General features: G+C 36.1%; 21 protein-coding genes and 1 pseudogene. 11 read left to right on the top strand and 11 right to left on the bottom strand.

The window, feature by feature from the left end; genetic code table 11:
- Window positions 1-745 precede the first annotated feature (745 nt).
- The gene (locus tag ACJJVW_RS12515; protein WP_405252237.1) at window positions 746-976 is read left to right on the top strand and encodes a helix-turn-helix domain-containing protein; all 231 of its coding nucleotides are present in this window, start codon (window positions 746-748) and stop codon (window positions 974-976) included.
- On the top strand, window positions 966-1,565 hold the full coding sequence (locus tag ACJJVW_RS12510) for a MunI family type II restriction endonuclease (RefSeq protein ID WP_405252235.1): 600 nt from the start codon (window positions 966-968) through the stop codon (window positions 1,563-1,565). Before ACJJVW_RS12515 ends, ACJJVW_RS12510 begins: the two co-directional genes overlap by 11 nt.
- On the opposite strand, the gene ACJJVW_RS12505 is transcribed toward ACJJVW_RS12510, so the two are convergent.
- From ACJJVW_RS12505 to ltrA, 3 genes and pseudogenes are all read right to left on the bottom strand, one after another.
- Window positions 1,562-2,305, bottom strand: a complete 744-nt coding sequence (locus ACJJVW_RS12505) for an MT-A70 family methyltransferase (protein WP_405252233.1) — start codon at window positions 2,303-2,305, stop codon at window positions 1,562-1,564. The two genes, ACJJVW_RS12510 and ACJJVW_RS12505, sit on opposite strands and share 4 nt — an antisense overlap.
- 278 nt (window positions 2,306-2,583) lie before the next feature.
- Window positions 2,584-2,718, bottom strand: a pseudogene (locus tag ACJJVW_RS12500) (group II intron reverse transcriptase/maturase); the annotation flags it as partial.
- Window positions 2,719-2,807: 89 nt separating this feature from the next.
- Complete coding sequence (gene ltrA / locus ACJJVW_RS12495) at window positions 2,808-4,076, bottom strand: group II intron reverse transcriptase/maturase (protein WP_405252230.1); 1,269 nt, start codon at window positions 4,074-4,076, stop codon at window positions 2,808-2,810.
- Window positions 4,077-5,454: 1,378 nt separating this feature from the next.
- Here ltrA and ACJJVW_RS12490 point away from each other — a divergent pair.
- The gene (locus tag ACJJVW_RS12490; RefSeq protein WP_405252228.1) at window positions 5,455-6,456 is read left to right on the top strand and encodes a hypothetical protein; all 1,002 of its coding nucleotides are present in this window, start codon (window positions 5,455-5,457) and stop codon (window positions 6,454-6,456) included.
- A gap of 106 nt (window positions 6,457-6,562) precedes the next feature.
- On the opposite strand, the gene ACJJVW_RS12485 is transcribed toward ACJJVW_RS12490, so the two are convergent.
- Entirely contained in the window at window positions 6,563-6,718 is a 156-nt protein-coding gene (locus ACJJVW_RS12485; protein ID WP_405252226.1) for a hypothetical protein, read from the bottom strand.
- 142 nt (window positions 6,719-6,860) lie between these two features.
- Here ACJJVW_RS12485 and ACJJVW_RS12480 point away from each other — a divergent pair, with 142 nt between their 5' ends.
- From ACJJVW_RS12480 to ACJJVW_RS12465, 4 genes are all read left to right on the top strand, one after another.
- On the top strand, window positions 6,861-7,883 hold the full coding sequence (locus ACJJVW_RS12480) for a hypothetical protein (protein WP_405252224.1): 1,023 nt from the start codon (window positions 6,861-6,863) through the stop codon (window positions 7,881-7,883).
- A gap of 548 nt (window positions 7,884-8,431) precedes the next feature.
- On the top strand, window positions 8,432-9,103 hold the full coding sequence (locus tag ACJJVW_RS12475; RefSeq protein WP_379953045.1) for a TlpA family protein disulfide reductase: 672 nt from the start codon (window positions 8,432-8,434) through the stop codon (window positions 9,101-9,103).
- A gap of 119 nt (window positions 9,104-9,222) precedes the next feature.
- Window positions 9,223-9,804, top strand: coding sequence for an ASCH domain-containing protein (locus ACJJVW_RS12470; RefSeq protein ID WP_405252222.1), 582 nt, complete (start codon window positions 9,223-9,225; stop codon window positions 9,802-9,804).
- A 64-nt stretch (window positions 9,805-9,868) separates the two neighbouring features.
- Entirely contained in the window at window positions 9,869-10,975 is a 1,107-nt protein-coding gene (locus ACJJVW_RS12465; protein ID WP_405252220.1) for a two-component regulator propeller domain-containing protein, read from the top strand.
- Between the two features lie 67 nt (window positions 10,976-11,042).
- Here the strand turns inward: ACJJVW_RS12465 and ACJJVW_RS12460 are convergent, their stop codons facing one another.
- Window positions 11,043-14,468 carry a methylmalonyl-CoA mutase family protein gene (locus tag ACJJVW_RS12460; protein WP_298325576.1) on the bottom strand — a complete coding sequence of 1,142 codons (3,426 nt, stop codon included), beginning with the start codon at window positions 14,466-14,468 and terminating at the stop codon, window positions 11,043-11,045.
- Between the two features lie 144 nt (window positions 14,469-14,612).
- On the opposite strand from ACJJVW_RS12460, the gene purU reads away from it, so the two are divergent.
- The 3 genes from purU to ACJJVW_RS12445 all read left to right on the top strand — a co-directional run bounded on the left by purU (window position 14,613) and on the right by ACJJVW_RS12445 (window position 16,546).
- Window positions 14,613-15,467, top strand: a complete 855-nt coding sequence (gene purU, locus ACJJVW_RS12455; RefSeq protein WP_405252218.1) for a formyltetrahydrofolate deformylase — start codon at window positions 14,613-14,615, stop codon at window positions 15,465-15,467.
- Between the two features lie 80 nt (window positions 15,468-15,547).
- Entirely contained in the window at window positions 15,548-16,258 is a 711-nt protein-coding gene (locus ACJJVW_RS12450; protein WP_298325581.1) for a DUF4197 domain-containing protein, read from the top strand.
- A gap of 120 nt (window positions 16,259-16,378) precedes the next feature.
- Window positions 16,379-16,546: a Lacal_2735 family protein gene (locus ACJJVW_RS12445; protein WP_013749631.1), complete on the top strand. Its 168-nt coding sequence runs from the start codon at window positions 16,379-16,381 to the stop codon at window positions 16,544-16,546.
- Here ACJJVW_RS12445 and ACJJVW_RS12440 read toward each other — a convergent pair.
- From ACJJVW_RS12440 to ACJJVW_RS12415, 6 genes are all read right to left on the bottom strand, one after another.
- Window positions 16,526-17,323 carry an ABC transporter substrate-binding protein gene (locus ACJJVW_RS12440; RefSeq protein ID WP_298325585.1) on the bottom strand — a complete coding sequence of 266 codons (798 nt, stop codon included), beginning with the start codon at window positions 17,321-17,323 and terminating at the stop codon, window positions 16,526-16,528. The two genes, ACJJVW_RS12445 and ACJJVW_RS12440, sit on opposite strands and share 21 nt — an antisense overlap.
- Before the next feature lies 1 nt (window position 17,324).
- Complete coding sequence (pyrF, locus tag ACJJVW_RS12435; protein ID WP_298325590.1) at window positions 17,325-18,146, bottom strand: orotidine-5'-phosphate decarboxylase; 822 nt, start codon at window positions 18,144-18,146, stop codon at window positions 17,325-17,327.
- 42 nt (window positions 18,147-18,188) lie between these two features.
- A complete protein-coding gene (prfA, locus tag ACJJVW_RS12430) occupies window positions 18,189-19,268 on the bottom strand; it encodes a peptide chain release factor 1 (RefSeq protein ID WP_298325592.1) in 1,080 nt (359 codons plus the stop codon).
- Window positions 19,269-19,371: 103 nt separating this feature from the next.
- Window positions 19,372-20,097 (bottom strand): hypothetical protein, encoded by a 726-nt coding sequence (locus tag ACJJVW_RS12425; RefSeq protein WP_298325593.1) that lies wholly within the window; start codon window positions 20,095-20,097, stop codon window positions 19,372-19,374.
- 251 nt (window positions 20,098-20,348) lie between these two features.
- Window positions 20,349-21,074, bottom strand: coding sequence for a hypothetical protein (locus ACJJVW_RS12420; protein ID WP_298325595.1), 726 nt, complete (start codon window positions 21,072-21,074; stop codon window positions 20,349-20,351).
- A 268-nt stretch (window positions 21,075-21,342) separates the two neighbouring features.
- The gene (locus tag ACJJVW_RS12415; protein WP_298325597.1) at window positions 21,343-22,524 is read right to left on the bottom strand and encodes an AIR synthase related protein; all 1,182 of its coding nucleotides are present in this window, start codon (window positions 22,522-22,524) and stop codon (window positions 21,343-21,345) included.
- 326 nt (window positions 22,525-22,850) lie between these two features.
- Here ACJJVW_RS12415 and ACJJVW_RS12410 point away from each other — a divergent pair, with 326 nt between their 5' ends.
- Entirely contained in the window at window positions 22,851-26,186 is a 3,336-nt protein-coding gene (locus tag ACJJVW_RS12410; RefSeq protein WP_405252214.1) for an MAC/perforin domain-containing protein, read from the top strand.
- The last annotated feature ends 43 nt before the right edge of the window (window positions 26,187-26,229 follow it).

Here is a 26,229-nt window from a genome sequence, read left to right as displayed (position 1 = left end):
CAAATCCTTTAATAGTTGTTTACAAACGTGTACAATTGAAAAACATGCGTTTATACGCTGAAAATCGAGATTGCTAGGATTAAGTAAAAACATTCGTTTATACACCTAGTATGGGTATGATATATGACTAATATGTAATAACTTGCGTTTATACAAACGTGGACGGCTGATTGCCAAAAGACATGTTTTTCATCTCAAGATAAGCCACATCCAAGGCAGTAGCATACTTGGAAATTCCCGCCGTCGTATGGCTCCACTTCAAAATCAGAACACCTCAAAAGTCGTTGAAATATCGAAGGGTTGAGTATGAATCGAATCAGGAGGAAATCCGCTAGGATTTTAAAGCTCCCACCCTACCAATCAGCCGTCCACAGGCCACTACTCAAAAATGCCTAGGGCTTGCATCTAAATTATAGAAAGCTCGAGACGTGGTTGCAACCAGCCACAACTATTACATAACGCGAATACGACATTTTTGAAAGCTCTATGCGCGGCGCACAACTCCAAAATTCATTGTATATTTAGATCAAACAAACAAGACCATAAATTAAAGCAAATCAGCAAAATGCCGCACTCGCTTTATGCAGTGGCCTGTTGTGTTTCATACCGAAAACCAGCCGCACAAAATAAAGAGTGCCGAAAAAGGCACACATTATTTTTTTTTCCCACTTCTGACTATTAATGCTAATTATAGTCTGTTGTTTAAGCTGAATACTAAAGTTAGCTTTGCATACTTTAATTAGCAATGGAATCAAAAAAAGAAATACTAATCCAGTTTGGAATAAAAGTTCGTGAAATTCGAAAGAAAAATGGAATTTCACAAGAAGAATTAGCTCATAGAGCTGATTTACATAGAACTTATATTGGTATGATTGAAAGAGCAGAAAAAAATATCACACTCTTGAATATTGAAAAAATTGCTAATGCACTTGAAGTAAATATTAATGAGCTAATGATATTCAATAATGGGAAGTGATGCAAATAGATTGCGAAAAAAATGGCAAGATTATAGTGGGAAAAATGCTGGTATTGCAGAAAAGGATTTTTTTGAGACTTTTAATATAATTTTTGAGGATACAGAATTTAGAATACGATCTCAACCAAATGAATTTGGAAAAGTTTATGTTGACTTTCCCTTAAGAGTTGAAGAAGCTGCTGCGATTTACAAACCTGCCAAAGCAATTACGAGACACGGTGTGTATCCTGATTATGCTATTGATAATACAGAAACTAATAAAACAATCTATATAGAAGTAAAGAGGCAAGATGGTTGGGTAGAAGGTGGAAAAAGGTCTGATGGTCGTGGTAATGCACACGAAAGATCTTGTAAATTTTTTACGCCAGGTCTTCAGAAAATTTTACGTGAAAAAGGAAATCTAGGAAATGATGTATTACCTTTTTGGACAGTCTTTCAAGGAGATATTACTAGAGATCCTTGTAGAGTAAGAGAAATAACTTGTTGGTATGGAGATTTAACAGCACATTTCTTTTTTTGGAGAGATTCAAATAATCAAGATCCTTTAATAGAACATTTTTTAGAACATATTAAACCACTGTTAAGTTAAACAGTGGTTTTTTCTTCAAATTCCTCACGGACATCTAGACCCCAAACATCCCAACCTTTGGGTTTGTGTCTAGCAAATAATTCTATCTTTTTTTGAGTCGGAAACATTTTTTCAATTCCGTGTAAAACTTCCAAAGGTTTTTGACTATGTTTTCCTCTCGGCACTCTAACTAGCTGTTTGATATTTCTAGCACCTCTAGGTTTAGGTATTCTTCCTCTTTTAAAAACTAAACAAAGTTCAACATAAGACATAGTATATTGCCCAGGATTATGAACCATTTTATCCCATACAAAAGCGACCGTTCTAAAATTAAAACCCCAAGCTTTACCAAGTTCAATACCTTGTTCTAAATGCGGACTTGTAACCCACATAAATAACAAACAATCATCACTTGCAATTTCTGTAATCGGTATTTTCTTTAAATCTTTTGTTTTTACAGTAGGATATTTAAAATTTGCTGCACTTATAAAAATATTTTTATCCCAATTTGAATTTAGATCTTTTTTTCCACTCTTATCAAACTGCATTTTACCACCATAATCCCAAGGTGGATCACAATAAATTATATCATATTTTCCTTCAGGTAAATCTGGATACAAAGTAGGTAAATCATTTCTGACTGTCCTTCTATCTTGTTCTGCATTATAAATTGTATATCCAGAAACAACATTTGAAATATCTTCAATTTCTGACTTTTTCTTATCATTCATATTATTACCGAATAGATCTAATTCGTTCATTTTTAAAAAATTATTTCGCTAATTATAGTATGCAAACATAATGACAATTCTTGAATTAAAAAAATTAAATTGAAAAAATCAACACTTGTTCAAGCACATTTATTTTTTTTCAACGCTAAATCCAACGCTTGAAAAATAAAAGAGCTTAAACGCCAACGCTATCAGTAGAACGGAACAAAGTACGAAAACACAATCGAGTAGACGGCTCTGCTAGCAACTAGCAGAGTGCGCCTCTCACACCACCGTACGTACGGGTCTCGTATACGGCGGTTCAATAATTATACAGCTCGTTTATAGTACTCAATTAAACTAACATAACCTCTCATTTTTAACCGTTTAATAGTAATTGTAGTGCCTAGTATAGGGCTTTGAGCGACTGCCCATCCTCCCATTCTTGTGCGACTCCAAGCATAGNAATCGAGTAGACGGCTCTGCTAGCAACTAGCAGAGTGCGCCTCTCACACCACCGTACGTACGGGTCTCGTATACGGCGGTTCAATAATTATACAGCTCGTTTATAGTACTCAATTAAACTAACATAACCTCTCATTTTTAACCGTTTAATAGTAATTGTAGTGCCTAGTATAGGGCTTTGAGCGACTGCCCATCCTCCCATTCTTGTGCGACTCCAAGCATAGGCGTGATCTTGGTTTACTCCTAAACGGATTAGGTTTTTACGCTTCCGTTCTGGTTTCTTCCAGTGATGCCATATGCAGTACCTCAATCGGTTCCTTAGCCATTCTTCTAGCTTCTTAAGCTTCGACTGAATGGAGGCAGGTTTAAAGTAATTTATCCAACCACGTATTAATAGGTTGATACGTTTGATACGCTCATCAAAACTTGCAGGTATCGTCTTTTTGGTCAGGTATTTAAGTTTTGACTTAAAATCTTGCCATTTAGACCTAGTTACCACAAGCTGATACTTCCCTTTTTCCCCTTTCTTATACGTTGGCACAAAACCAAAGCCTAATACTTGGAAATCTAAAGGTCTCCGCACACCGCTCTTTACCCTATTTATGGGAAGTTGGAGGTGGTCTCGCAAATACTTATAGATACTGTTACCTACACGCTTTGCAGCCACTTTACTTTTAACGTAAATACTAAAATCATCGGCATATCTTACATAACGATGTCCTCGTTGCTCTAATTCTTTATCAAGCTCATTGAGCAGAATATTAGAAAGCAATGGACTTAATGGCGAACCCTGAGGAACGCCTTTTATGCGTTTTTGTAATCGACCGTTAATCAGTATAGGCGCTCTAAGAAATGAACGCAATAACCGCATCGTGGCTTTGCACTGTACCTTTTTGTAAATCAACTCTAGAAGTATACAGTGTGATACTTCATCAAAGAAACTCTTTAAATCTATATCTACTATATCTTGAAAACCAGCATTGATATTTAAAAGGCTTTGTGCCGTGGCTTGGTGGGCATTACGTTGTGGTCTGAACCCGTAACTATGCTTTTGAAAGTCTGGCTCAAATAAAGGTTGCAATACTTGATGTAATGCCTGCTGAAATACTCTATCAACAACTGTAGGAATACCGAGTAATCGTTTCTTGCCATTGTTTTTTGGGATTTCAACACCTAATATAGGAGACACCTGATAGCGCTTTCTTTCTATGTGCGAAATGTATTGTTTTCCATGAATCTGTAGTATAGATTTTAGCTCTTTAATGTGAACCTTATCCACTCCAGCAGATCCCTTGTTACGATACACTCGCGCGTAGGCTTCGTTTAGATTCTTTTTACTTGTTACTTGTTTAATCAATACTCATAATTTGAATTGCTGTCTCGCTTAATCGAAGGCTATTGTTTTACTAGAAAACTATCCGTAACATAAAACAACTCCTTTGATCATTAAAGACAATTATTGTTCTGTCCTTCACTAAAATATCAGGCTTTAGCTACTATGACTTCTGCTGACTTCTCTAATAGACCAACTCGTGGTTATAGAGACCTCCCCAGGTAAGAACATCTTCTTTCTCTCAATCCCTGCCGTATCTACATAATTACCCTTTTGATACTATTTAGGGCGTAACAATGATGTGCTTGCTTACCCAAATAATTATGCCTCATATACGGTTCCTGTTGGTCAGTACCGAGATTTGTAGTCCTGCTTTCTTCAGTCCTAGCTTCACAACTAGCAACCTTGCAGCTTACTAATGGTTCAAGGCGTTACCCCTGCCCATAAGGGACTTGCACCCTCTAGATAAATAAACTACTTTTAATAAGTAGTCTAAAGATGCCCATACTGGGCACACACACAACTAGCAACCTTGCAGCTTACTAATGGTTCAAGGCGTTACCCCTGCCCATAAGGGACTTGCACCCTCTAGATAAATAAACTACTTTTAATAAGTAGTCTAAAGATGCCCATACTGGGCACACACACGGTATAAAAAACATAGGGCATTTGTCCAAAACCAAAAGGTCTGTGAATATTTAATGAAGTCCGCTAAATATAAAATTTGGCGTTTATAGTAAAAAAGATAAAAGCAAAATATTTATATTTAGCTAAGTAATAAACCGAAACGAAAGTGCTTATCACCTGCCCTACGATTTCTTATACTTAACGTGGACGGCTGATTGCCAAAGGACATGTTTTTCATCTCAAGATAAGCCACATCCAAGGCAGTAGCATACTTGGAAATTCCCGCCGTCGTATGGCTCCACTTCAAAATCAGAATACCTCAAAAGTCGTTGAAATATCGGAGAGTTGGGTATAGATCAAGTTAGATTAAATCCGCAGGGATTTTAAAGCTCTTGGTGTCTTTCTATTCAGAAACGGTGATGAGCTGACTAAGCGGTTCTTTGATGCCTTCCTCTCGCTATGCTCGTCGGAGGCAGGGCTCAAAAATGTCTAAAGAATACATCTAAATCATAGAAAGCGCGAAACGTTGTTGCGCCTGTCAATTCCTCTCGATCGTACCTCACTCGTCGGATGCAAGAACTACAGCATAAAGCGTCCCGAAGCACATCGAGATTTGAAAGCTCTACGCGCGGCGACAGAACCATAAATAACTGTATATTTAGACAATCAATTAATAAACAAACAAATACAGGCTATCCAGCAAAATACCGCACTCGCTTTATGCAGTGGCCTGTTAGGCAACCATTAAATTTGCTCTATAATTAAGAAAAGAACATTGAAACTAATTAAATTAAAATCAATAATTGACAACAAACTGAAACGCTATTTTTTTTATGCAATAGGAGAAATATGTCTCATAGTTTTGGGTATCCTTGTGGCTTTATATATTAATAACAAGAATGCTAATAATCAATACAAAAAAGAAATTGATAATAATATATTGCGCGCGTACTCGGAGTTAGAAGGAAATATAGAAGAAGCTCAAGAAACTATTCTGAAAATTAAGGAAAAAGACTCTTTGATTTATTTAGTAATGAATGATTTGATTGAACCTGAGGCGTATTACAAAGACATAAATTTAGCCTATTTGATATTGTTCTTTTATAATCTGGATATTGAAGACAAAGCATTTCAAAACCTAATATCGTTAAATGTAGCTGATAACAAGTATAAGGAAGAATTACTTTCAAGTTTAAAAGAACTGTATGCTATAAATCAAAGTATAAAAGAAGTTAACCAAAGAATGTCAAGTTTTGTTTATGATAAAAGTTTACCAATGTTAGCTCAAAACACTAAAACTTTTGGAGATTTGACATATAAAGGAGAAATAAAAAAAGACGTTGTTGATTTTTTTAGCACTTCTCAAGAATATAAATCGTATGTCAGTCAATATGCAATAATTGCAATTAAAAATCAACTTAGACATAATCAGGACTTTCTCAAAAAAGCTTATAATTTACGATCCAAAATAATAAATGAGTACAACTTTGATAGTAAAAACTTATTGAAAAAAGATTCACTTATTTCTGAATATAAAGGTTTATACTCGAGTAAAAGTCTTAAGGATACAATAGCTATTAAATTCGTAAATGATTCAATACTGGTTTATAAAAATAAGAAGTTTCAGCTAAACCTTATTCCACTAACTAAAGATTGCTATTTTACAGATAACGAAGGTGGTGGATATTTTATTTCTTTTCTTAAAGAAAAAGACACTCTAAGTATGAAATTAAATTTGTTATCAAATAAGTTCTTCTATGAAAAAATCAAAAAATAACGGTTGCCAACAAAGAACTGAGTTAAAAAAACAAGCCTACTTCGGTTACGCTCAGCACAAGCTTTTAAACTAATTTTAATCCATAGTTTTCATCGTAGGGTCTTCTTTATTTTATGATGACAAAGACTTGTTTTAAGAGCTTATTTACCACTGTAATGATGGCTATTTTATTCCTACTCAACTCTCGTTGTGCTTTCGCGAAAGCGTGCTTCTTGCAATCAACTTTGAAAGTGCTACTTACAGCAGCAACTCCAAAATTCATTGTATATTTAGATCACACAAATAAGATTGCAAATCATAATAAATCAGCAATCCTGATAGCTATGGGAAAATCGTGTGTGACTTATGCAGTGGCCTGATGGTAGGACAAAATCAGAAGAATAATATAATTTTAATATATCTCTATGGATATTAGAAACATCGATTTTAAGAATCAAGTTATACCTTTCTTAATTCCGCTTGCACTTATAAGCGTGTTAATCCTTTTTTCAAAATCAACTCAGTTTTTAGCAAATCCTAGTTTGATTTCTGTGGGGATAACTATAGACTTAATGCTAACCGTTCCATTGATTTATTTCTTTTTAATAATTAGAAAAAAGGAAATTCCAAAGCAAACAGTTGTTCTAGTTTTAATTATTGGTCTTTTTATCTGTTACAAAATAATACCCACAGAAAATCAAACCGTATTGCCATTTTTAGGCACCTGGCTGTTGCCTATTTTAGAAATTGGAATTATCGCTTATATTCTAATAAACCTTCGAAAGGCACGACTGAACTATAACAAAAATAGGGGCAATTATATAGATTTTTATACTGTTGTAAAAACAATTTCTCAAGACCTTCTCCCTAATTTTATGGCGAGAATAATTGCGACAGAAATTACAGTAGTGTACTATGGTATTATAAAGTGGAAACGCCGCCCGTTAAAAAATGGAGAATTTTCGATCCATAAAAAAAGTACTTCTATTTCAATATTTTTGGGCATTATGCTAATCATCGGCGTAGAAACTACAGTCTTTCATTATATCTTAGAGCAAGAGGGCAATCCAAAAGCATGGCTAATCACCTTTTTAAGTATCTATTCATTACTACAAATTCTAGGTTTTCTAAAATCTATTATTAAAAGACCAATCTCTTTTGAAGAAGATATTCTTCATTTAAGATATGGCATAATAAAAGAAACTTCTATTGAGTTAAGCAACATTAAAAGTATTGTACTTTCTTCAAAAAATAAATACCAAAAAGGGAGTAGACTCTCCATTTTTGGTAAACATGAGAATCATAATGTAACCCTAACTCTAAAAAAGACTGGAATTCTCTATAGTCTATATGGCATGAAAAATAATTTTACAACAATCTCATTTCATGTAGACGAACCACAAAAGTTTTTCAATAAAATGTGTGAATCTATTAAGGAACTTGAATAAAAGTAAACTGTTACCTAGTTTAATTTTATTATTGAGTTTTTACATTATTAGTTTAGACGGATATAGCTAGCAAGGAGAAATGCTCTTATTGTTGTGTGCCAATTCTAAAGACAACAAAACCTAAACATAATGGAGACTTTAGGGCTACATCGAAAGGTTTGAGTATATCTGTGATGTTGCAAAATCTTATGAGTTTAGCTCTAGAATAACTCAAAACAATAAGCCTTAGCCAAGTAAGTAAACAGAATAAAAAAATCCCCTGGTCCCTGCACTACCCTTAACTTAACCGTGGCGGTTAATTTCCAAAAGACCTATTTTTCATATTAAGATAAGCCACATCCAACGCAGTAGCCTTCTAGGAAATTCCCGAAATCGTTAATTTCTCACTCGTCAAATGCAACTTTGAAAGCTCTACGCGCGGCGTACAACTCCAAAATTCATTGTATATTTAGAGCAAAAAAATAAGACTGCAACCTAAAGCAGATCAGCAATCCCGATAGCTATCGGGAGCCGCACTCGCTTTTGGCAGTGGTCTGTCAACCATAATTATGAAGAGAACATTGATATTTTTTTTACTAATCTCGAATTATTGTAATTCACAGAACTTCGTAAAAATTGGTGATAGTATTTTGTCCGAGGTTGATTTTCAATCTCATTATAAAACGATAAAACAATACTACTTTCCAAAAGAAACAGAACTCAATTATTTTGAAGAAGTCACCAAGAATGACTCACTTATCAAAAATGCCCACATTTCGGTGTACATGAATAAATCAGAGCACTCTCGAGGATTTTTTTATTTATTGAACAAACCATTTCCTGATTTTAACCTTAAAGACTCGAATAATATAACGTATACTAATTCATCGGTGATTGATAAACCCACACTAGTTTGTATACTAAGTTCCAGATCAATTCCTAGCATGAAAAGAATCAAAGCGTTGAATTCATTATACTTCAACAATAAATTTAATGTCATCGGCTTCATTAAAGACGAGAGAATAAAACAATCACAATTAAGGAAAATCAAATTTCCATTATTATTGAATTCTTCTCAATGGTTGGATGATAATTTTAAGAATTATTATATACCAACGTTTTTGATTTTGGATGATCGTGGTTTTGTCACCTATTTATTTCCGGGCTACCCTCACAAGAATACAAAATACATCCCGGTAGATGAAATGCATAAGACTGTGTTTGATGCTTTGATCAAATAACTACAGCCAACAAAGAACTATGTTATTCAATTACTAGTTGTTTACAATATGTTTTAGTTACAAAATCAAAAAACACAATAGCCATTTTCGCGAAAGCGATTTTTGAAATATACACGACTATGAAAATTGCAATCACAGTTCTTTTATTGGTTTCTATAGGTTGCAAAAATGAGGCTACCACTCCAAAACCTACGGCCTCGCTGGAAGAACTACAGACGCAGCAGTATATAGAGAGCAGTGTTTCGGCTATGTGGCGAAATTTTAAACAGGCGCATCCAGAATATGCAAACGAGCCACAACCCAATGCTGACTTTTTTCACGATAATAAGGAAGATGCAAATCGGCTCGCAGCACTTACGGTACTAGGTAAAAAGCAAGCTTCTTCTAGTTTATATTTCTTGTATGAGAAGTATGGCGTAGATCTACCACAGGCGGGAAACTTACAAATAATCACAGATTTTGAAGGAAAAGCGCAGGCAATTATAAAAACTAAAACCGTTGATACGGTGGCTTATAATGATATTTCGAAAACCTATGCTATTCTAGATATGGGAACAGCACTCAACGCTCTTGAACAATGGAAAAAAGCACATCAAGCTTTTTTTGAGAGTTATACAAAGGATAGCGGAGTGCAGACCATAGATAGTTTGCTCATTGTGTGTGAAACTTTTGAGACTATCTGGACAAAGGACAATCAGTAATCATCACACTTACAAATTGATTTGAATAGTTTACTTTTAAGTATCCACCCTTAAAATTATCGCTATGACCTTCGGCAAAATTACTTTGATTGTATTTTCTATAGTGCTACTGCTTAGCATTTCTTGTAAAGAAGCGATACAAACCCCTGTTATAGATGAAGCTCCTCATTTCGTCTTGAGCGATACGACCTCAGCTACTAAAACAACGATGGGACCTACTGTCATTGATTTGGCTCCTCCTCCATTAAGCCAATTCATACGCAGGGTCTTTCAAGATTCGCAAGGAACGATGTGGATGGGAACTAATGGTGATGGTGTGATACGATATAATGGAACGAGCGTAGACTACTTTTCTATAGACGAAGGTTTTAATGGCGAAGCAGTGAGAGCAATTCTAGAAGATAAAAATGGTACCATCTGGTTTGGGACCAATAGAGGAATTACATCATTTGACTTGACCACATCTGCAACCACAGGAAAACCTTCTTTTACAAACTACACAGAAGCGCAAGGACTCAAAGAAAGTAATGTATGGAGTATGTTACTAGATTCAAAAGGAACGTTGTGGATAGGAGCTTTAAATGGCGTTAATAGTTATGATGGAACTACTTTTAAACCGTTCGCTCTTCCAGAAACGGTAGCAGATAATTCTAGAGGTGTCTCAAGTACTAAAATTGTGCATAGTATCATGGAAGACACGAGAGGTCGTTTATGGTTTGCTTCAAACGCTGGTGCCTTTATCTGGGATGGAACTAAGTTAAAAACCTTATCTACAAAAGACGGACTTGCGGGAAATAATGTAAATGACATGCTAGAAGATCGCGCAGGAGATATCTGGTTTGCAACACACCATAAAGGCGTGAGTCGCTATGACGGATCTAAGTTTACCAACTTTACCACAGATGGTATCATTACAGGTGAAGAAGTTTGGTCGCTCTTTCAAGACTCCAAAGGGAACATCTGGTTTCCTGCCGAAAATGCGGGTGTATACAAATATGATGGAAAGAAATTCACCAACTTCACAGAGGCAGATGGTGTGCAGAGCAATGCTATACAAAGCATTTATGAGGATGCATCTGGAACCATATGGTTAGGAGGATATCTTGGCCTCTCAAGATTAAAAGATAATCGCTTTATACATGTCACTGAGAGCGGACCTTGGAAGGATTAAGCTTGAAAAAAATCTATAAAAAAGGCGACCCTCTGGGTCGCCTTTTTTTAATAACTATCATCTAGTCTTACATATTACGTCTGTACTGTCCTCCTACTTCAAAGAGGGCACTTGTGATTTGCCCTAGAGAACAAACCTTAGTCGCCTCCATAAGTTCTTCAAAAATGTTACGGTTATTAATCGCTGCATCTTGTATCGTCTCAAGTTGTGCTTCTATCTTATCTGCTTTCTCCTTGTGGAGGTGATTAAGCATATCGATTTGATATTGCTTCTCCTCTTCGGTAGCTCTAATTACTTCTGCAGGGCGCACGGTAGGACTTCCTTTTGAACTCAAGAAAGTATTTACTCCTATTATTGGGAACTCACCGTTGTGCTTAAGCGTTTCATAATACAAGCTTTCTTCTTGAATTTTAGAACGCTGGTACATAGTTTCCATTGCTCCTAAAACTCCTCCACGCTCTGTGATTCGGTCAAATTCTAGTAAGACTGCTTCTTCTACAAGCTCTGTAAGCTCTTCTATAATGAATGATCCCTGTATTGGGTTTTCATTTTTAGTAAGTCCTAGCTCTTTATTGATAATAAGCTGTATTGCCATTGCACGACGTACACTCTCTTCTGTAGGCGTTGTAATCGCCTCATCATATGCATTTGTGTGTAACGAGTTACAGTTATCATAAATCGCATATAATGCTTGCAGAGTAGTACGGATGTCGTTAAAGTCAATCTCTTGTGCGTGTAAGCTACGTCCAGATGTCTGGATGTGGTACTTAAGCATCTGTGCACGTGAGTTTGCTTTGTACTTTTCCTTCATTGCCTTTGCCCAAATCTTACGAGCAACACGACCTATTACCGCATATTCTGGATCGATTCCGTTTGAGAAAAAGAACGATAAGTTAGGACCAAATTTATTGATATCCATCCCACGGCTTAGGTAGTACTCTACATAGGTAAATCCGTTAGACAATGTAAGTGCTAGTTGTGTGATAGGGTTTGCTCCTGCCTCTGCAATGTGATATCCAGAGATAGACACACTATAGAAGTTACGCACCTTTTGCTCGATAAAGTACTCTTGTACATCTCCCATTAAGCGCAGTGCAAACTCTGTAGAGAAGATACAGGTATTTTGCGCCTGATCTTCTTTGAGAATATCTGCTTGTACCGTACCACGCACTTGTGTGAGTGTCTCTACTTTTATGCGGCTGTACACATCTGCTGGTAATACTTGATCACCCGTTACTCCCAGTAGCATTAAACCTAGACCATCATTTCCTTCTGGAAGATCGCCTTGGTATGCTGGACGTGTTTTTCCTTTGTAGATAGCTGCGATTTTTGCTTCTACCTCTGCTTCTAGTTCGTTTTCTTTAATGTACTTCTCACAGTTTTGATCGATAGCGGCATTCATAAAGAAACCAAGTAACATAGGTGCTGGCCCGTTTATGGTCATACTTACCGATGTCATTGCATGACTTAAGTCAAAACCAGAATAGAGCTTCTTTGCATCATCAAGACAGCAAATACTTACTCCTGCATTTCCTATTTTTCCATAGATATCTGGACGCATTCCTGGATCATTACCGTATAACGTCACAGAGTCAAAAGCCGTACTCAAACGCTTAGCTGGTAATCCAGCACTTACATAGTGAAAACGTCTGTTAGTACGCTCTGGTCCTCCTTCTCCTGCAAACATTCGTGTAGGATCTTCTCCCGTACGTTTAAAAGGATATAGCCCTGCTGTGTATGGGAATTCTCCTGGTACGTTTTCTTGTAAACACCAGATTAAAATGTCTCCCCAGGCTTGGTACTTAGGTAATGCTATTTTAGGGATTTCTGTATGTGATAGCGATGCGCTGTGCGTAGGGATTTTAATCTCCTTATCTCTTACCTTAAAGGTATACACAGGTGCTTTGTATCTATTTACTTTTTCTTCCCAACCAGTGATAACTTCCCAGTTATACGGATCAAGATCCATTTTTACTCGGTCAAACTGTGCTAGCAACAATTTAATAAGGTCTTTATCTTCTTCTGTGTTTTCAGTTGTAAAGTCGGCTAACTGTACTCCTGCTTTGTCTAGTGCTGGAGCTGTACCGGCAATAGTTTCTATGGTCTTATAAATTCCGTAGAGACGTTGTGCTGTTTCTTGTTGCGCTTTCGCGAAAGCGTCATATGCACGGTTGCTCTCTGCAATCTCACTTAGGTAACGCGTGCGAGATGGAGGAATCACAAAGATTTTCTCACTCATCTCTTGGCTGATCTCAAACGTACTCGTAAGATCAGACTCGTTTACTGCGTTTACTTTCTCCATGATACGCTTATAAAGCGTGTTCATTCCTGGATCATTAAACTGGCTCGCAATGGTACCAAATACTGGCAAATCATCTTGATGTACATCCCACAAATTATTATTGCGCATGTACTGCTTCTTTACATCACGTAATGCATCTAGTGATCCACGCTTATCAAACTTGTTGATAGCTACTAGATCTGCAAAGTCAAGCATATCGATTTTCTCTAGCTGTGTTGCTGCACCAAATTCTGGTGTCATCACATATAAAGAAACATCACTGTGTTCTATAATCTCTGTATCAGACTGTCCTATTCCCGAAGTCTCAAGAATGATTAAGTCATACTCGGCTGCTTTTAATACCTCAATAGCCTCTCCTACATACTTAGAAAGTGCAAGATTACTCTGGCGAGTTGCTAGTGAGCGCATGTAAACACGGTCACTATTAATCGCATTCATACGGATACGATCTCCTAGTAGAGCTCCTCCAGTTTTACGCTTAGAAGGATCTACAGAAATCAATCCTATTTGCTTCTCTGGGAAGTCAATTAGAAATCTACGTACTAGTTCGTCTACAAGAGATGACTTTCCTGCACCTCCTGTACCTGTAATACCAAGTACGGGTGTAAGCGAGTTTTCATTCTTTTTATGAATTGCGTCAAGCGTATCCTTTGCAACCTCTGGAAAGTTTTCGGCAGCAGAAATTACTCTAGCGATTGCCGTAGGCACTTTTTCGCGTAAGCTATCTACAGTTACATCAAGCTTATCTCCTATGGCATAGTCAGATTTTTGTACAAGATCATTAATCATCCCTTGTAATCCCATGGCACGTCCATCATCTGGAGCGTAGATACGGGTAATCCCATAGTCCATGAGTTCTTGAATCTCTTCTGGCAAGATCACACCACCTCCACCTCCGAAGATTTTAATATGTGATGCTCCCTTCTCTTTAAGAAGATCATACATATATTTAAAATACTCATTGTGGCCACCTTGATAAGAGGTTATCGCAATTGCATTTGCATCTTCTTGTATTGCGGTATTTACCACTTCTTCTACCGAGCGATCGTGACCCAAATGGATCACCTCAACGCCTGTGCTCTGAATGATACGACGCATAATATTTATAGCGGCATCGTGACCATCAAAGAGTGCAGCTGCAGTAACTATTCTAACTTTATATTTTGGTGTGTAAGGAGTAGCTTGTTCCATCTGTAATTATTGGTGTGTTTGATGATGTAAATTTACGTAATAATCAGTAAAAACGACGCTTGAATATGAATAACACAAAAAGGATTGTTTATAGCTGAATTGCGTAATAATAATTGCAATTTAGAGGTAATAAAAATCTGATTTATGGCACATCTTACACTGCTTATACATTGCAAAGATCAAAAGGGAATCATCGCTTCTGTGACTAATTTCATACTTGATCATGGCGGAAACACCACCTACATAGATCAACATGTAGATGCGCAAGAAAATGTGTTCTTCATGCGATTAGAGTGCTTTTTTGAACAAGCAGATTTTAATGTGGAGCTTTTTACAAAAACTTTCGCTCAAGACATAGGAAATCCATTTGAGATGCAATGGCAGTTATATCCTGCTACGCAAAAACTGCAAATGGCAATTTTTGTTTCAAAATACGACCACTGCCTCTATGATATTCTGGGTCGTTATAATGCCGGAGAACTCCAAGTAAACATCCCGTTTATTGTGAGTAATCACAAGGATCTAGCTCATATTGCAGCAAATTTTGATATCCCATTTTACCATATTCCCGTTACAAAAGATACGAAGGCACTCGCAGAGCAACGCCAGCTAGACTTACTGCGAGAATTTAAGGTTGATTTTATAGTTCTTGCTCGCTATATGCAGATTGTGACGCCTACTATTATAAGTGAATACACGCATCGCATTATAAACATACATCACTCCTTTTTACCTGCCTTTGTAGGCGCAAAGCCTTATCATGCAGCATTTGCTCGTGGTGTAAAAATTATAGGGACCACAAGTCACTATGTGACAGAAGAACTAGACGCGGGCCCTATTATCGAGCAAGACACCATACGTGTAACTCACAGCCACACCATTCCAGACCTTATTGCAAAAGGTAGAGACCTGGAGAAGATTGTACTCTCAAGAGCCATAAAATTACACGTACAGCACAAGTGTTTTGTTTACGGTAATAAGACGGTGATTTTTACTTAACATATGAATAAGCTGAGTTGCGCTTTCGCGAAAGCGCAATTAAAAACTATCTTTACCACACATTAAAAACCCATAGTATCATGAAAAAGATTATCGCTGTATTTGTTTTGTTTTCACTAATCTCTTGTGCCGAATTGCAAGGCGTAATAGATAGTTTACCTACAGAATCTGGAACTTCTGGAATTAGTAACCAAATGATAGGTAACGGTCTCAAGCAAGCGTTAGACTTTGGAATTGATAAACAGGTAACAAAACTTACGTCTACAGATGGGTTTTATAAAAACGAATTGGTAAAAATATTACTTCCAGAAGAGTTACAAAAAGTAGATAAAACACTAAGAGCAATAGGCTTAGGAAGTCTTGCAGATGAAGGTATCAAAGCCCTAAACCGCGCTGCCGAAGATGCAGTGAGTGAAGCAACGCCTATCTTTGTAAATGCTGTAAAAGAAATAACATTTATAGATGTGCGTAACATTTTATTAGGATCTGATAATGCTGCTACCTCATACTTAGAAGGAAAAACACAAACAGCACTTTATGGAAAGTTTAATCCTGTGATAAAAAATAGCTTTGCAAAAGTAGGTGCAGATCAAATATGGACTAACCTAATTACAAAGTATAACGAGTTACCACTTACTAATGATGTAAACCCTGACCTTACAGATTATGTAACGCAACAAGCTCTTGAAGGAGTTTATAAAATGATTGCGGTAGAAGAAAAGGAAATCCGTACAAAAACACAAAGTAGGACTACAGATCTTTTACAGCGTGTATTTGCACTTCAAGATTAATAAGATTATTCTTACATTAATCACTTGATTTTTATGCAGTTATAGTATTTCAGATTGGTTTTTTTTTAATACATTTAAGTAGAGAAAATAAGTTTAACCCCAAATTAACCTACTTGTATTATGAATTCCCAGTATAAACACCAGCGCATCAAGACCTACATGGAGCGCAAGCACAAAAAACTTGTAGAAGAGGCCTATAATTTAAAATACACAGATCACGAGCAAAGCGATGTACTTACCTTTGAAGCACTTCAACTTGATTCAAAATTAAAGTTCTTGCAATTCTAGTTGTGATCGTAAATTTCTAAAGTATGAGTATGCCTTAAGAAGCCTACTCCCATACCATGAGAAATACTCACCGTCTACTAATACCACTCTAGCAGTGGTATTTTTTTTGAATAATGCGATATGTTCTTCCTTAAATGGAAAAGGCTCTGATGATAAGAAGATGTAATCAAGATTTGCTAACTGTTCTGTTTGGACCTCTGGGTATCTACCTTCTAAAGAAGTAAAAGCATTTTTAAAACCTGCTTCTTCTAATAGTGTGTTTATAAAAGTATGTGCACCGGCAACCATCATTGGTTCTTTCCAGATAAAGTAGCCTACATGACCTTGAGTAGATGTCTTTAGCTCCTTTAAAAATTGATTGCGCTCATTTGTAATAGCGGTAACTAGCTGTTGAGCTTCTTCCTCTTTTTTAAAAATTACTCCGTATTGTAGTATGAGATCTAGAGACTCTTGTACGCTTATAATATCTGATGTGTGTACCGGAGCAATAGCCCGCAAACTTTCTACAATCTCTTTTGTGTTTTCTTCTTTATTGCAAAGAATAATATCTGGCTGTAGCGCGGAGATTTTTGCAATATCTACTTGCTTCGTGCCTCCCACTACTTCTTTATCACCACGCAGATGCAATGGATGAACACAAAATTTTGTAACACCCACAATGCACTCTTCTAACCCCAGGTGAACTAGAAGTTCTGTCTGGCTAGGTACTAAAGAAACAATGCGCAGTGGTGTATGATCAAACTCTAGACGAGTGCCTATTTGATCTGTAATGTTCATATTAGATATGTTCTATAATGAGCTCTCTCATTTCTTCTTGCATTTGCTGTGCAACATTACGCGCGGCGATGGCGAAGTCTTCTCCTTGAGAATTGTAAATAATACCTCGAGAAGAATTAACAAGAAGCCCTATATCTTTAGTCATTCCGTATTTACAAACTTCACGCAGGCTACCTCCCTGCGCTCCTACTCCTGGTACGAGTAAGAATGCCTCAGGAATAATAGCACGTATATCTGTGAGGTACTCAGCTTTTGTAGCACCTACTACATACATAAGCTGCTCACTATTGGTATATGACTTAGAGGTTTCAAGTACGTGCTTGTACACTTCTTTACCGTCAATCTCCTTTGTTTGAAAATCGAAGGCTCCCTTATTTGAAGTAAGCGCAAGCAATATAGTGTGCTTGTCATTAAATTCCAGAAATGGCTCTACAGAATCTTTACCCATGTATGGAGCAACCGTTACAGAGTCAAAGCTCAAGTCCTCAAAAAATGCCTTAGCATATCGAGTAGATGTATTCCCTATATCTCCACGTTTTGCATCTGCAATCGTGAATTGCTCTGGATACTTTTCGTTTATATAGTTAATTGTTTTCTCTAGCGCCTGCCATCCTTTGATACCATAAGCTTCATAAAATGCAGTATTAGGTTTATAACCAACACATAAATCGTGTGTGGCATCTATAATCGCTTTGTTAAAAGCAAAAATAGGATCTTCCTCTTTCAATAAATGCGCAGGAATCTTATCAAGATCTGTATCTAGACCAACTATTAAAAAAGATTGCTTCTTTTTAATTTGGGTAATTAAATCAGCTGTTTTCATTGTCGTTTATTTCAGATCTAGATAATAGTCAGCTTTATTATGCTATAATTCTCCTTCAGTAAATTTGAGTTTCTCTGTATTCTCAACAAGTCTTAACTCTTCAAGAATTTTTTGAATATCACCATTTACGATATTCTGTAAATCGTATAATGTTAATCCAATACGGTGATCCGTTACACGTCCTTGAGGATAGTTATACGTACGAATCTTTGCACTACGGTCACCACTACTTACTTGTGAGTTACGTTTTGCCGCATCTTCTTCTTGCTTCTTAGCAAGTTCCATATCATATAAACGTGAGCGTAGTACTTTAAAAGCCTTCTCCTTGTTTTTATGTTGAGATTTTTGGTCTTGACACTGCGCTACAAGTCCTGTAGGGATGTGTGTTAATCGTACTGCAGAGTATGTTGTGTTTACAGACTGCCCACCTGGTCCAGAAGAACAGAAAAAATCTACACGTACATCTTTAGGCTCTATTTGAACATCAAACTCCTCTGCTTCTGGAAGTACCATTACTGTTGCAGCACTGGTATGCACACGACCTTGAGTTTCTGTTTGCGGTACTCGCTGTACACGGTGTACTCCAGCTTCAAACTTCATAGTACCGTATACATCTTGCCCTGTAATTTCAAATTGGATTTCTTTAAATCCTCCAGAAGTACCTTCAGAATAATCTACCGTGCTATGTTTCCATCCTGGGACAGAATCTACATACTTCGTATACATTCTGTATAAGTCTCCCGCAAAAATACTTGCTTCATCACCACCAGTTCCAGCGCGTATTTCTACAACGACGTTCTTTGCATCTTCTGGATCCTTAGGAATAAGCATCATTCTGATTTTTTCCTCAAGTTCAGGAATACCAGTTTTTGCCTCATCGTATTGCATCTTGGCCATTTCAACCATTTCTGCATCACTACCATCGGCTATGATTTCTTCGGCTTCTTTGAGGTTTTCACTAAGCTCTATATATACCTCACGCACTTCCATGAGTGCCTTAAGATCGCTATATTCCTTATTGAGCTGGACATAGCGCTTTTGATCTGTTATAATATCTGGTTGTATGATGAGATCACTTATCTCATCAAAACGTTGCTTTACTATCTGTAATTTTTCTAACATCTACTTTCTATAATAAGTAGCGAATTTACGATAATTTAAACAAGGAATGAAAGCTAAATGGAGGTCTATATACGCTTTCGCGAAAGCAAAAAAGAAATAGTGATTAATACGATTGAGTAAGTTGATTCTTCTCTTCTTCTTTATTATCTACATCCAAAACCGTGTATATAAAAAAGGCCAATCCTAATGCGGCACTAACAAAATCAATATAATAGAAGAAACTAATTCCAAAATAGTACCCAATAAGAGATGCCACGTCCGAAAAGATAAAACAAAACACAAAAAACAGAAAAGCTAATGATCTATCACTATTAATAACCTGGTTATATAACACTGCTATTGCTCCTAATAAACTTATGATAATTCCAAAAAGGAACACGAGACCAGACTGAAAAGACCCTTCGTAACCTTCCTTTACCTGAGATATTAGTTCATTAAGTATAAGCATATTGAGACCAATAAAGACTAAAGTAAGTAGTATCGCAGCTCTATCTTTTAAAAATGCATTAAACATATCTAGCCGCTTTATAATAATAAGGCTATAAGTCACACAGCCAAGAAGGATATAAGCTATCTGCCCAAAGTTTTTATAGTAGTAGAAAACGGAAAATTCTCGCAGCGATAGCATTACTAAAATTGCAATCACTATAAACCTAACACGAGGTGCTTTGATTACGTAGTAAATGAGAAAGACTAGTACTGTAAAAAGTTGCATGTATCTTAAGAGATAAACATGACGCCCTAAATAAACAGACAGTATGTTTAATACTATAAGACCTAGAGTTATTAATGGTAAATATTTACCTGCTTTACGTAATAAAAATTGCATTAGTCAATTATTGGTTGGGGGAACACTAAAAGCATTTTACTTGTTAATAAAAGTAAGTAAAAGTAAAAATATAAATACCGCCTCAGATAGACTTTAACAAAACTAAATAATGATAAACTGCTTAAATAAAGATATTTACAACCCAAATTAATACAATCACACGTGTCGTACATTGCATTAATAAAGCGATGCGGTCACAGTAAAGAAATAATTATAGAGAAGTTGGTAATTAAAAAAAGCACCCCAGCTCATTAAGATAACATATCATATTGCTCTGCTTCTTCAAGCTGACTACTAGTTTCAATAACTGTATAAGAAAAAAGACCTAATCCTACTGCATAAGCAACACGGTCTACGTAAAAAAGCATCTCATATCCAAAGTAATATGCAAATAACGAGGTGACATCACTGGTAAGAAAACTAATCATAAATAATATATAAGCAAGAGATCTATTACTATTATACACTTGATTATAAATGATTGCTGTTGCTCCAAAAACAATCATAAACACACCATACACATAAAATAAAAAAGGGTCAAATGGACCTTGGAACCCTACATTAATAAAACTAGCAATTTCACTTAGGGCAAATGTATTGAGAACAACAAATGCAAGTGTAAAAATCAAAGCACTTTTATCTCTACTTATCACTTTAAGTATATCTCCTCTTTCTAAACAGATAGTTGCATATGCCGCAATACCTAATATAAGGTATAATGTATGTCCTACATTAGTCTCATAAAATAGCACCGCTATATCTCTAGCTAGCAAACTAAATAATATTACAAGGACTATAAGACTTCTTTGAGATACGCTTAAAAGATAGTAGGCTACATATACTCCAATTGTAAGTAAGCGTATTATCCTCATAATCTCTAAATCTGAGGTAAATACAGCTACTATATTAATCAAGATTACAAAACCGATGATTAATGGTAATCTCCTACATTTTATAGCGGATGTAATTTTCTCCATACGGATAGTTATTTGACTAATTAGGGGTAGTTAAATAATCGTTTGACTTGGAATAGAAAATATACGAAAAAATGATAGTCAGCAGATTTCTGAAATCATAAAAAAATCCTAAAACAAACAGCTAACTTTCCTAAAAGCAAATTATTACCATGTGTGAAACAAAACTTAGCACCCTATTTCTTGTGCATAAAAAAAGGCCTGCAAAGAATACAGGCCTTCTGTGTTATAACAACATCCCTCTTTTAAAAGGTACTTTATAGACTATATATTAATAAGTAAAAGTTCCTTTATCACTAGTTATGGTAAGCCTCTTTCCACTTTGAGAAGCCTCTACTCTACCTACTATTTGTGCATCAACATTATAAGATGTTGAGATCTTTATAAGCTCTTGAGCTATCTCTTGCGGGCAGTAGATCTCCATACGATGTCCCATATTAAACACTTGGTACATCTCTTTCCAGTCTGTACCACTCTCTTCTTGTATAAGTTTAAAAAGTGGCGGAGTTTCAAATAGATTATCCTTGATAATATGTAAGTCCTCTACAAAATGTAAAATTTTTGTTTGAGCACCACCACTACAGTGTACCATACCGTGTATACTGTCTGAGTTATATTTAGATAAAATATCTTTAATAATGGGCGCATAGGTTCTCGTAGGAGAAAGCACTAGCTTACCAGCGTCTAGAGGACTCCCAGTTACTGAATCTGTAAGTTTTTTTGAACCGCTATATACCAAGTCTTCTGGTACTGCTGCGTCAAAACTCTCTGGATATTTTTGTGCAAGGTACTTATCAAATACATCGTGACGTGCAGAAGTAAGTCCGTTACTCCCCATACCTCCATTATATTCTTTTTCGTAAGTCGCTTGACCGCTTGATGAAAGACCTACAATAACATCTCCGGGACGTATGTTAGCATTATCAATAACATCGCTGCGCTTCATACGTGCCGTAACAGTAGAGTCTACAATGATTGTGCGCACAAGATCACCTACATCTGCTGTTTCTCCACCTGTAGAGTGAATTGTAACACCGTAAGATTTTAACTCTGCCAAAAGTTCTTCAGATCCATTAATAATGGCCGAAATAACTTCACCCGGAATTACATTCTTGTTACGCCCTATTGTTGATGATAGCATGATATGGTCTGTTGCACCCACACATAATAGATCATCTATATTCATGATAAGAGCATCTTGAGCGATGCCTTTCCATACAGAGATATCACCAGTTTCTTTCCAGTACATGTATGCAAGAGCAGATTTTGTTCCTGCCCCATCTGCATGCATTACAAGACAGTAATCCTCGTCTCCCGTAAGTGCGTCTGGTACAATCTTACAAAATGCTTTAGGAAATAATCCCTTGTCTACATTTTTAATGGCATTGTGCACATCTTCCTTACCTGCAGAGACTCCGCGTTGTGCGTATCGTTTAGAAATTTCTTGGCTCATCTATAAATTTTACATCGCAAAAATAGGGATTATATAATGGGCTTTAAAATTGATTTACAAACAGTTTGACCAAGTTTCTAAAATAATTATTTCTATGGTGTATTTTATAATTACGCTTTCGCGAAAGCGTGATAAAAACCATTAAAAATCAGTCGTTTCTTACAAACATTTTACTTCAAACCCTCTTTAATCCAGTTATTTACACCTTAATCTAATTGAATTTTTTCTTAGCTTTTTTATAAGTATTTTAGATACTTATTGACCATTTTATTTAACTAACACCTTTGCCTTTGGAGACTACACGCTTTTTCCGAAAGGAATACTTTATGCTCCCCCTATTCCTATTAATTTTAAATAACCCTTTATTCTGCCAGCAACCACAAAATCCTAATCTCATTGGGCAGGGTTTTGACATACGTTATGTTGATGCCTTAGACTGGCTAGGATCTTCAAAAGGAAAGCAACTTATCTATGGATCCATACATAGTACTTCTCTTGATACTAGCCCAGTGGAGAGTTTTCATTTTATAACGTCTCCCTACGATTTTGAAAAACAAATTTTAAATGCCGATACGCTTTCAAAACCCTATCATGCGTTAAATAGTGAAGCACATTACAAAGGCTTTAATAACGATGAGTCAAATAAAACCCTCTTAGTCTATACTAAAAAACAAATACCATTATCAAAAGATATACTTGTAGCTGTTTCTTCTAACGTACTAGATAGTGCAATGGTTGAAGATTTTAAAAGACTAGGACGCGATATCACTCCAGAAGGATTTATATATCGTTACGGCACACATTATGCTCATGAAGTCATTTATGGAGGTCTTTTCTTAAAGAGAAACTTAATAAAAAATGACGATTTCATATACTCTCCGTATGATCGTGACTTATTTAAGGAAAAAGTAATAGAAGACATTAGTGCATCACACCAAAATAAAGAGGATACAGACCCATACATTACCGCTGGATCTAGCAGCTCATTTACAAAGGGAGGTGATACAAACGCGACCTGGTTTACAGACTGGCAAACTACTTTAAAAAATAATGCTGCAGCCATAGATGTCACATTACAACCCTGGACCAAGGCATTAAGAAACCTCACTACAGCAGATATACAGGATAAAGAAAGGAAAATACAATTACTAGATAGTGTTATTAACATAGCTATACGTACTTCTAAAAATCAATTATATGCCCCGCAACCTTCTGCTTATTTTACTAAATATTCCTTGCGTTTCAAACAATCTATCGACAGACTAATTAAAAAAAGTGCTGGTGTTACCTCAAGCGATGTAGATGCCTATACGGGTGATTTATTTTTTGGAGGATTTTCAAAAGATGAAGCCATGTTACGCACAGCACCACTTATAGACCGTGGCGGTGTACGGCTAGAAACCTTAATCACTGACGAAGAAATAAAACTCAATAAACAAGTCATCATTACAGCAAAACCTGAGGACTTAGAAAAAGGATATGTAAGTGTATGGGATGACACAAAAAAACTAGTCAAAAGCAGAGAACGCAAGCGCTTACGAGTTTCTGGTCCGGAAGAAGCAAAAACTTTTTATAAAGAAGCACTCGTAAGGGATATTCATAAAGATGTGGAGATAACAACTATAGACGGCGATATTTATGAAGTGGCTTACGTATTGTCTCTAGAAAAGGAAAAAAAATTATTAGAAAATAGCGCACAACATTACAATACTGCATTACAAACAGAAATTGTAAGAGCTGCAAACATAGGCGATCTAGCTCGCATGAAAACTTTATTGGCACAAAATGCAACTAGGAGAATCCCGGGTTTAATCGCTGCTATTATTACTTCAAAACAATCTTCACAAATACTAAATTTTGTACTAGATAAAGGAGTAATACCAAATAGTGAGGATCTCGACTTGCTGTTCCTCAAAGAGTATTTTGATGAACAAAAAGTATTAATCCTTTTAGAAAGAGGTGCTCCTTTTAAAAATAATATGATTTATAAAGCAGTTGCTTTTCAAAGTGAACCTATTATTTATGCGCTACTGAGGGAAGGAGCTACTCCTGTAAACAATGATTTATCATTTGCACTAGACACCTATCACTATCCATCTGTCAAAGCTTTAATGAGTGTTGAGTTTGATGCATTTGAAGCAGGTAAAAAAGAACTATCTCTAGCCGTGGAAAACAATGATGCTGAGCTCGCTGAAAAATTTACAATACTAGGTGCAACCGCAGATGCATCTCTTTTAGATAGCGCTCTGAGAAATGGTAATGAAGAGCTTAAAAACATAATCATCCCTGTAACTGAAGCAAATGAAAATACCCTCGAAGTCACATCAATGCTTGATAACACAGAGTTATTCAATTACTTTATCAATAAGAATGCACGTATAAGCAGTAATAAAATCTCCAATATAGCAACAGACAACAATAATTATGAAATTCTAGATATCTCACTTAAAAATGGTGGAAATGCCTCTGAGTCATTAGAGTATGCCATCACAAAAGATAATATCAAAGCTATCAATATTGCGCTTCAAAATAAGGCAGCTCCAGACAGCGCCTTATTTTATGCTGCTCAGAAAGATGATGCTCAATTATTTAATGATGTACTTCACCTTTATAAAGGAAATCCAGATGTAGCTATGACAGCAGCAATTAAGGAAAATAATCTCCCATTTGCAGAGTCTGTGATTGCTACAAAGAAAGAAGGAGTGAATGTTGATAATCTGTTACCACTTGCTGTAGCAGGTGAGAATGTTGATATGGTAAAACTGTTAGTTTCTAATGATAGTAACCCAAGTAAAGGGATTAATAAAGCAATAACAATAGAAAACCAAATAATAAGTCAGTACTTAATCTCTATGGGAGCAGACACCACAGATCCACTTCTTATTGAGTCGGCAATTACAAATGAAAACCTAGGTCTTGTTGAGTTACTTGTGAACCAAGGAGACGTTAACCTCAACCAAGCATTACTTGACGCAACAGAAACAGAAAATATTGAAATTGTAAGCTCCTTATTAAAAAGCGGTGCTAAAGCTGATGAGTCACTAGCAAATGCAATGGAAACTAAAAATGAACCTCTCATTTTATTGCTAATGGATCATGTTTCTAGTTTAGAAGGCAACGAATTCATTCGCAGTGCAGCCCGCAAAGGAAATTTATCAGTTCTAAAAAGATTACTATCTAATGGAGCAAATTCTTCCCTAGCTATTGAAGATGCAATTCGCTATAAAATGATAGGTTCGCTTAAAGAACTTATTAAAAATGGAGCTATATGCAGTCAAGAGCATTTAAGAATAGCTATAGATTATCATTTTACCGAAGGAGTTTTACTACTTGTGCAACAGCCAGAAATACATTTAAATACTGCTTTTAATAATGGTAATTACCCAATACATACCCTAAGTAGATCATTAACTGAAGACAGTAAATTAATTATGCAGATGCTTATTGAACTTGGCACTCGCATAAACATTCAAGATCCATCTGGTAATACAGCATTACATATTCTAGCAAGTCAAAAAGAATATGCGCTACCTGTAATTGAACTTTTGATAACTAATGGTGCAGACTTAAGTCAAATGAATCACAAAGGCAAGAAACCACTTGATTATGCATTAAATAAAACTACAAGAAGCGTTTTTAAGAAAGCAATGCGAGCGAAATAGATAGAAAGAATATTAAGTAAATAAGAAGAGCGCACTTAAATAA

This window comes from Dokdonia sp. Asnod3-C12 (genome assembly GCF_045063975.1).
Lineage (GTDB): Bacteria > Bacteroidota > Bacteroidia > Flavobacteriales > Flavobacteriaceae > Dokdonia.
This window is presented reverse-complemented; position numbering and strand designations above follow the sequence as displayed.

What these genes read in the sequence shown, in the direction of transcription:
- ACJJVW_RS12515 (WP_405252237.1), top strand. Translation starts at nt 746, where the DNA reads ATGGAATCAAAAAAAGAAATACTAATCCAGTTTGGAATAAAAGTTCGT.
- ACJJVW_RS12510 (WP_405252235.1), top strand. Translation starts at nt 966, where the DNA reads ATGGGAAGTGATGCAAATAGATTGCGAAAAAAATGGCAAGATTATAGT.
- ACJJVW_RS12505 (WP_405252233.1), bottom strand. Translation starts at nt 2,305, where the DNA reads ATGAACGAATTAGATCTATTCGGTAATAATATGAATGATAAGAAAAAG.
- ACJJVW_RS12485 (WP_405252226.1), bottom strand. Translation starts at nt 6,718, where the DNA reads ATGAATTTTGGAGTTGCTGCTGTAAGTAGCACTTTCAAAGTTGATTGC.
- ACJJVW_RS12480 (WP_405252224.1), top strand. Translation starts at nt 6,861, where the DNA reads ATGGATATTAGAAACATCGATTTTAAGAATCAAGTTATACCTTTCTTA.
- ACJJVW_RS12475 (WP_379953045.1), top strand. Translation starts at nt 8,432, where the DNA reads ATGAAGAGAACATTGATATTTTTTTTACTAATCTCGAATTATTGTAAT.
- ACJJVW_RS12470 (WP_405252222.1), top strand. Translation starts at nt 9,223, where the DNA reads ATGAAAATTGCAATCACAGTTCTTTTATTGGTTTCTATAGGTTGCAAA.
- ACJJVW_RS12465 (WP_405252220.1), top strand. Translation starts at nt 9,869, where the DNA reads ATGACCTTCGGCAAAATTACTTTGATTGTATTTTCTATAGTGCTACTG.
- ACJJVW_RS12460 (WP_298325576.1), bottom strand. Translation starts at nt 14,468, where the DNA reads ATGGAACAAGCTACTCCTTACACACCAAAATATAAAGTTAGAATAGTT.
- purU (WP_405252218.1), top strand. Translation starts at nt 14,613, where the DNA reads ATGGCACATCTTACACTGCTTATACATTGCAAAGATCAAAAGGGAATC.
- ACJJVW_RS12450 (WP_298325581.1), top strand. Translation starts at nt 15,548, where the DNA reads ATGAAAAAGATTATCGCTGTATTTGTTTTGTTTTCACTAATCTCTTGT.
- ACJJVW_RS12445 (WP_013749631.1), top strand. Translation starts at nt 16,379, where the DNA reads ATGAATTCCCAGTATAAACACCAGCGCATCAAGACCTACATGGAGCGC.
- ACJJVW_RS12440 (WP_298325585.1), bottom strand. Translation starts at nt 17,323, where the DNA reads ATGAACATTACAGATCAAATAGGCACTCGTCTAGAGTTTGATCATACA.
- pyrF (WP_298325590.1), bottom strand. Translation starts at nt 18,146, where the DNA reads ATGAAAACAGCTGATTTAATTACCCAAATTAAAAAGAAGCAATCTTTT.
- prfA (WP_298325592.1), bottom strand. Translation starts at nt 19,268, where the DNA reads ATGTTAGAAAAATTACAGATAGTAAAGCAACGTTTTGATGAGATAAGT.
- ACJJVW_RS12425 (WP_298325593.1), bottom strand. Translation starts at nt 20,097, where the DNA reads ATGCAATTTTTATTACGTAAAGCAGGTAAATATTTACCATTAATAACT.
- ACJJVW_RS12420 (WP_298325595.1), bottom strand. Translation starts at nt 21,074, where the DNA reads ATGGAGAAAATTACATCCGCTATAAAATGTAGGAGATTACCATTAATC.
- ACJJVW_RS12415 (WP_298325597.1), bottom strand. Translation starts at nt 22,524, where the DNA reads ATGAGCCAAGAAATTTCTAAACGATACGCACAACGCGGAGTCTCTGCA.
- ACJJVW_RS12410 (WP_405252214.1), top strand. Translation starts at nt 22,851, where the DNA reads ATGCTCCCCCTATTCCTATTAATTTTAAATAACCCTTTATTCTGCCAG.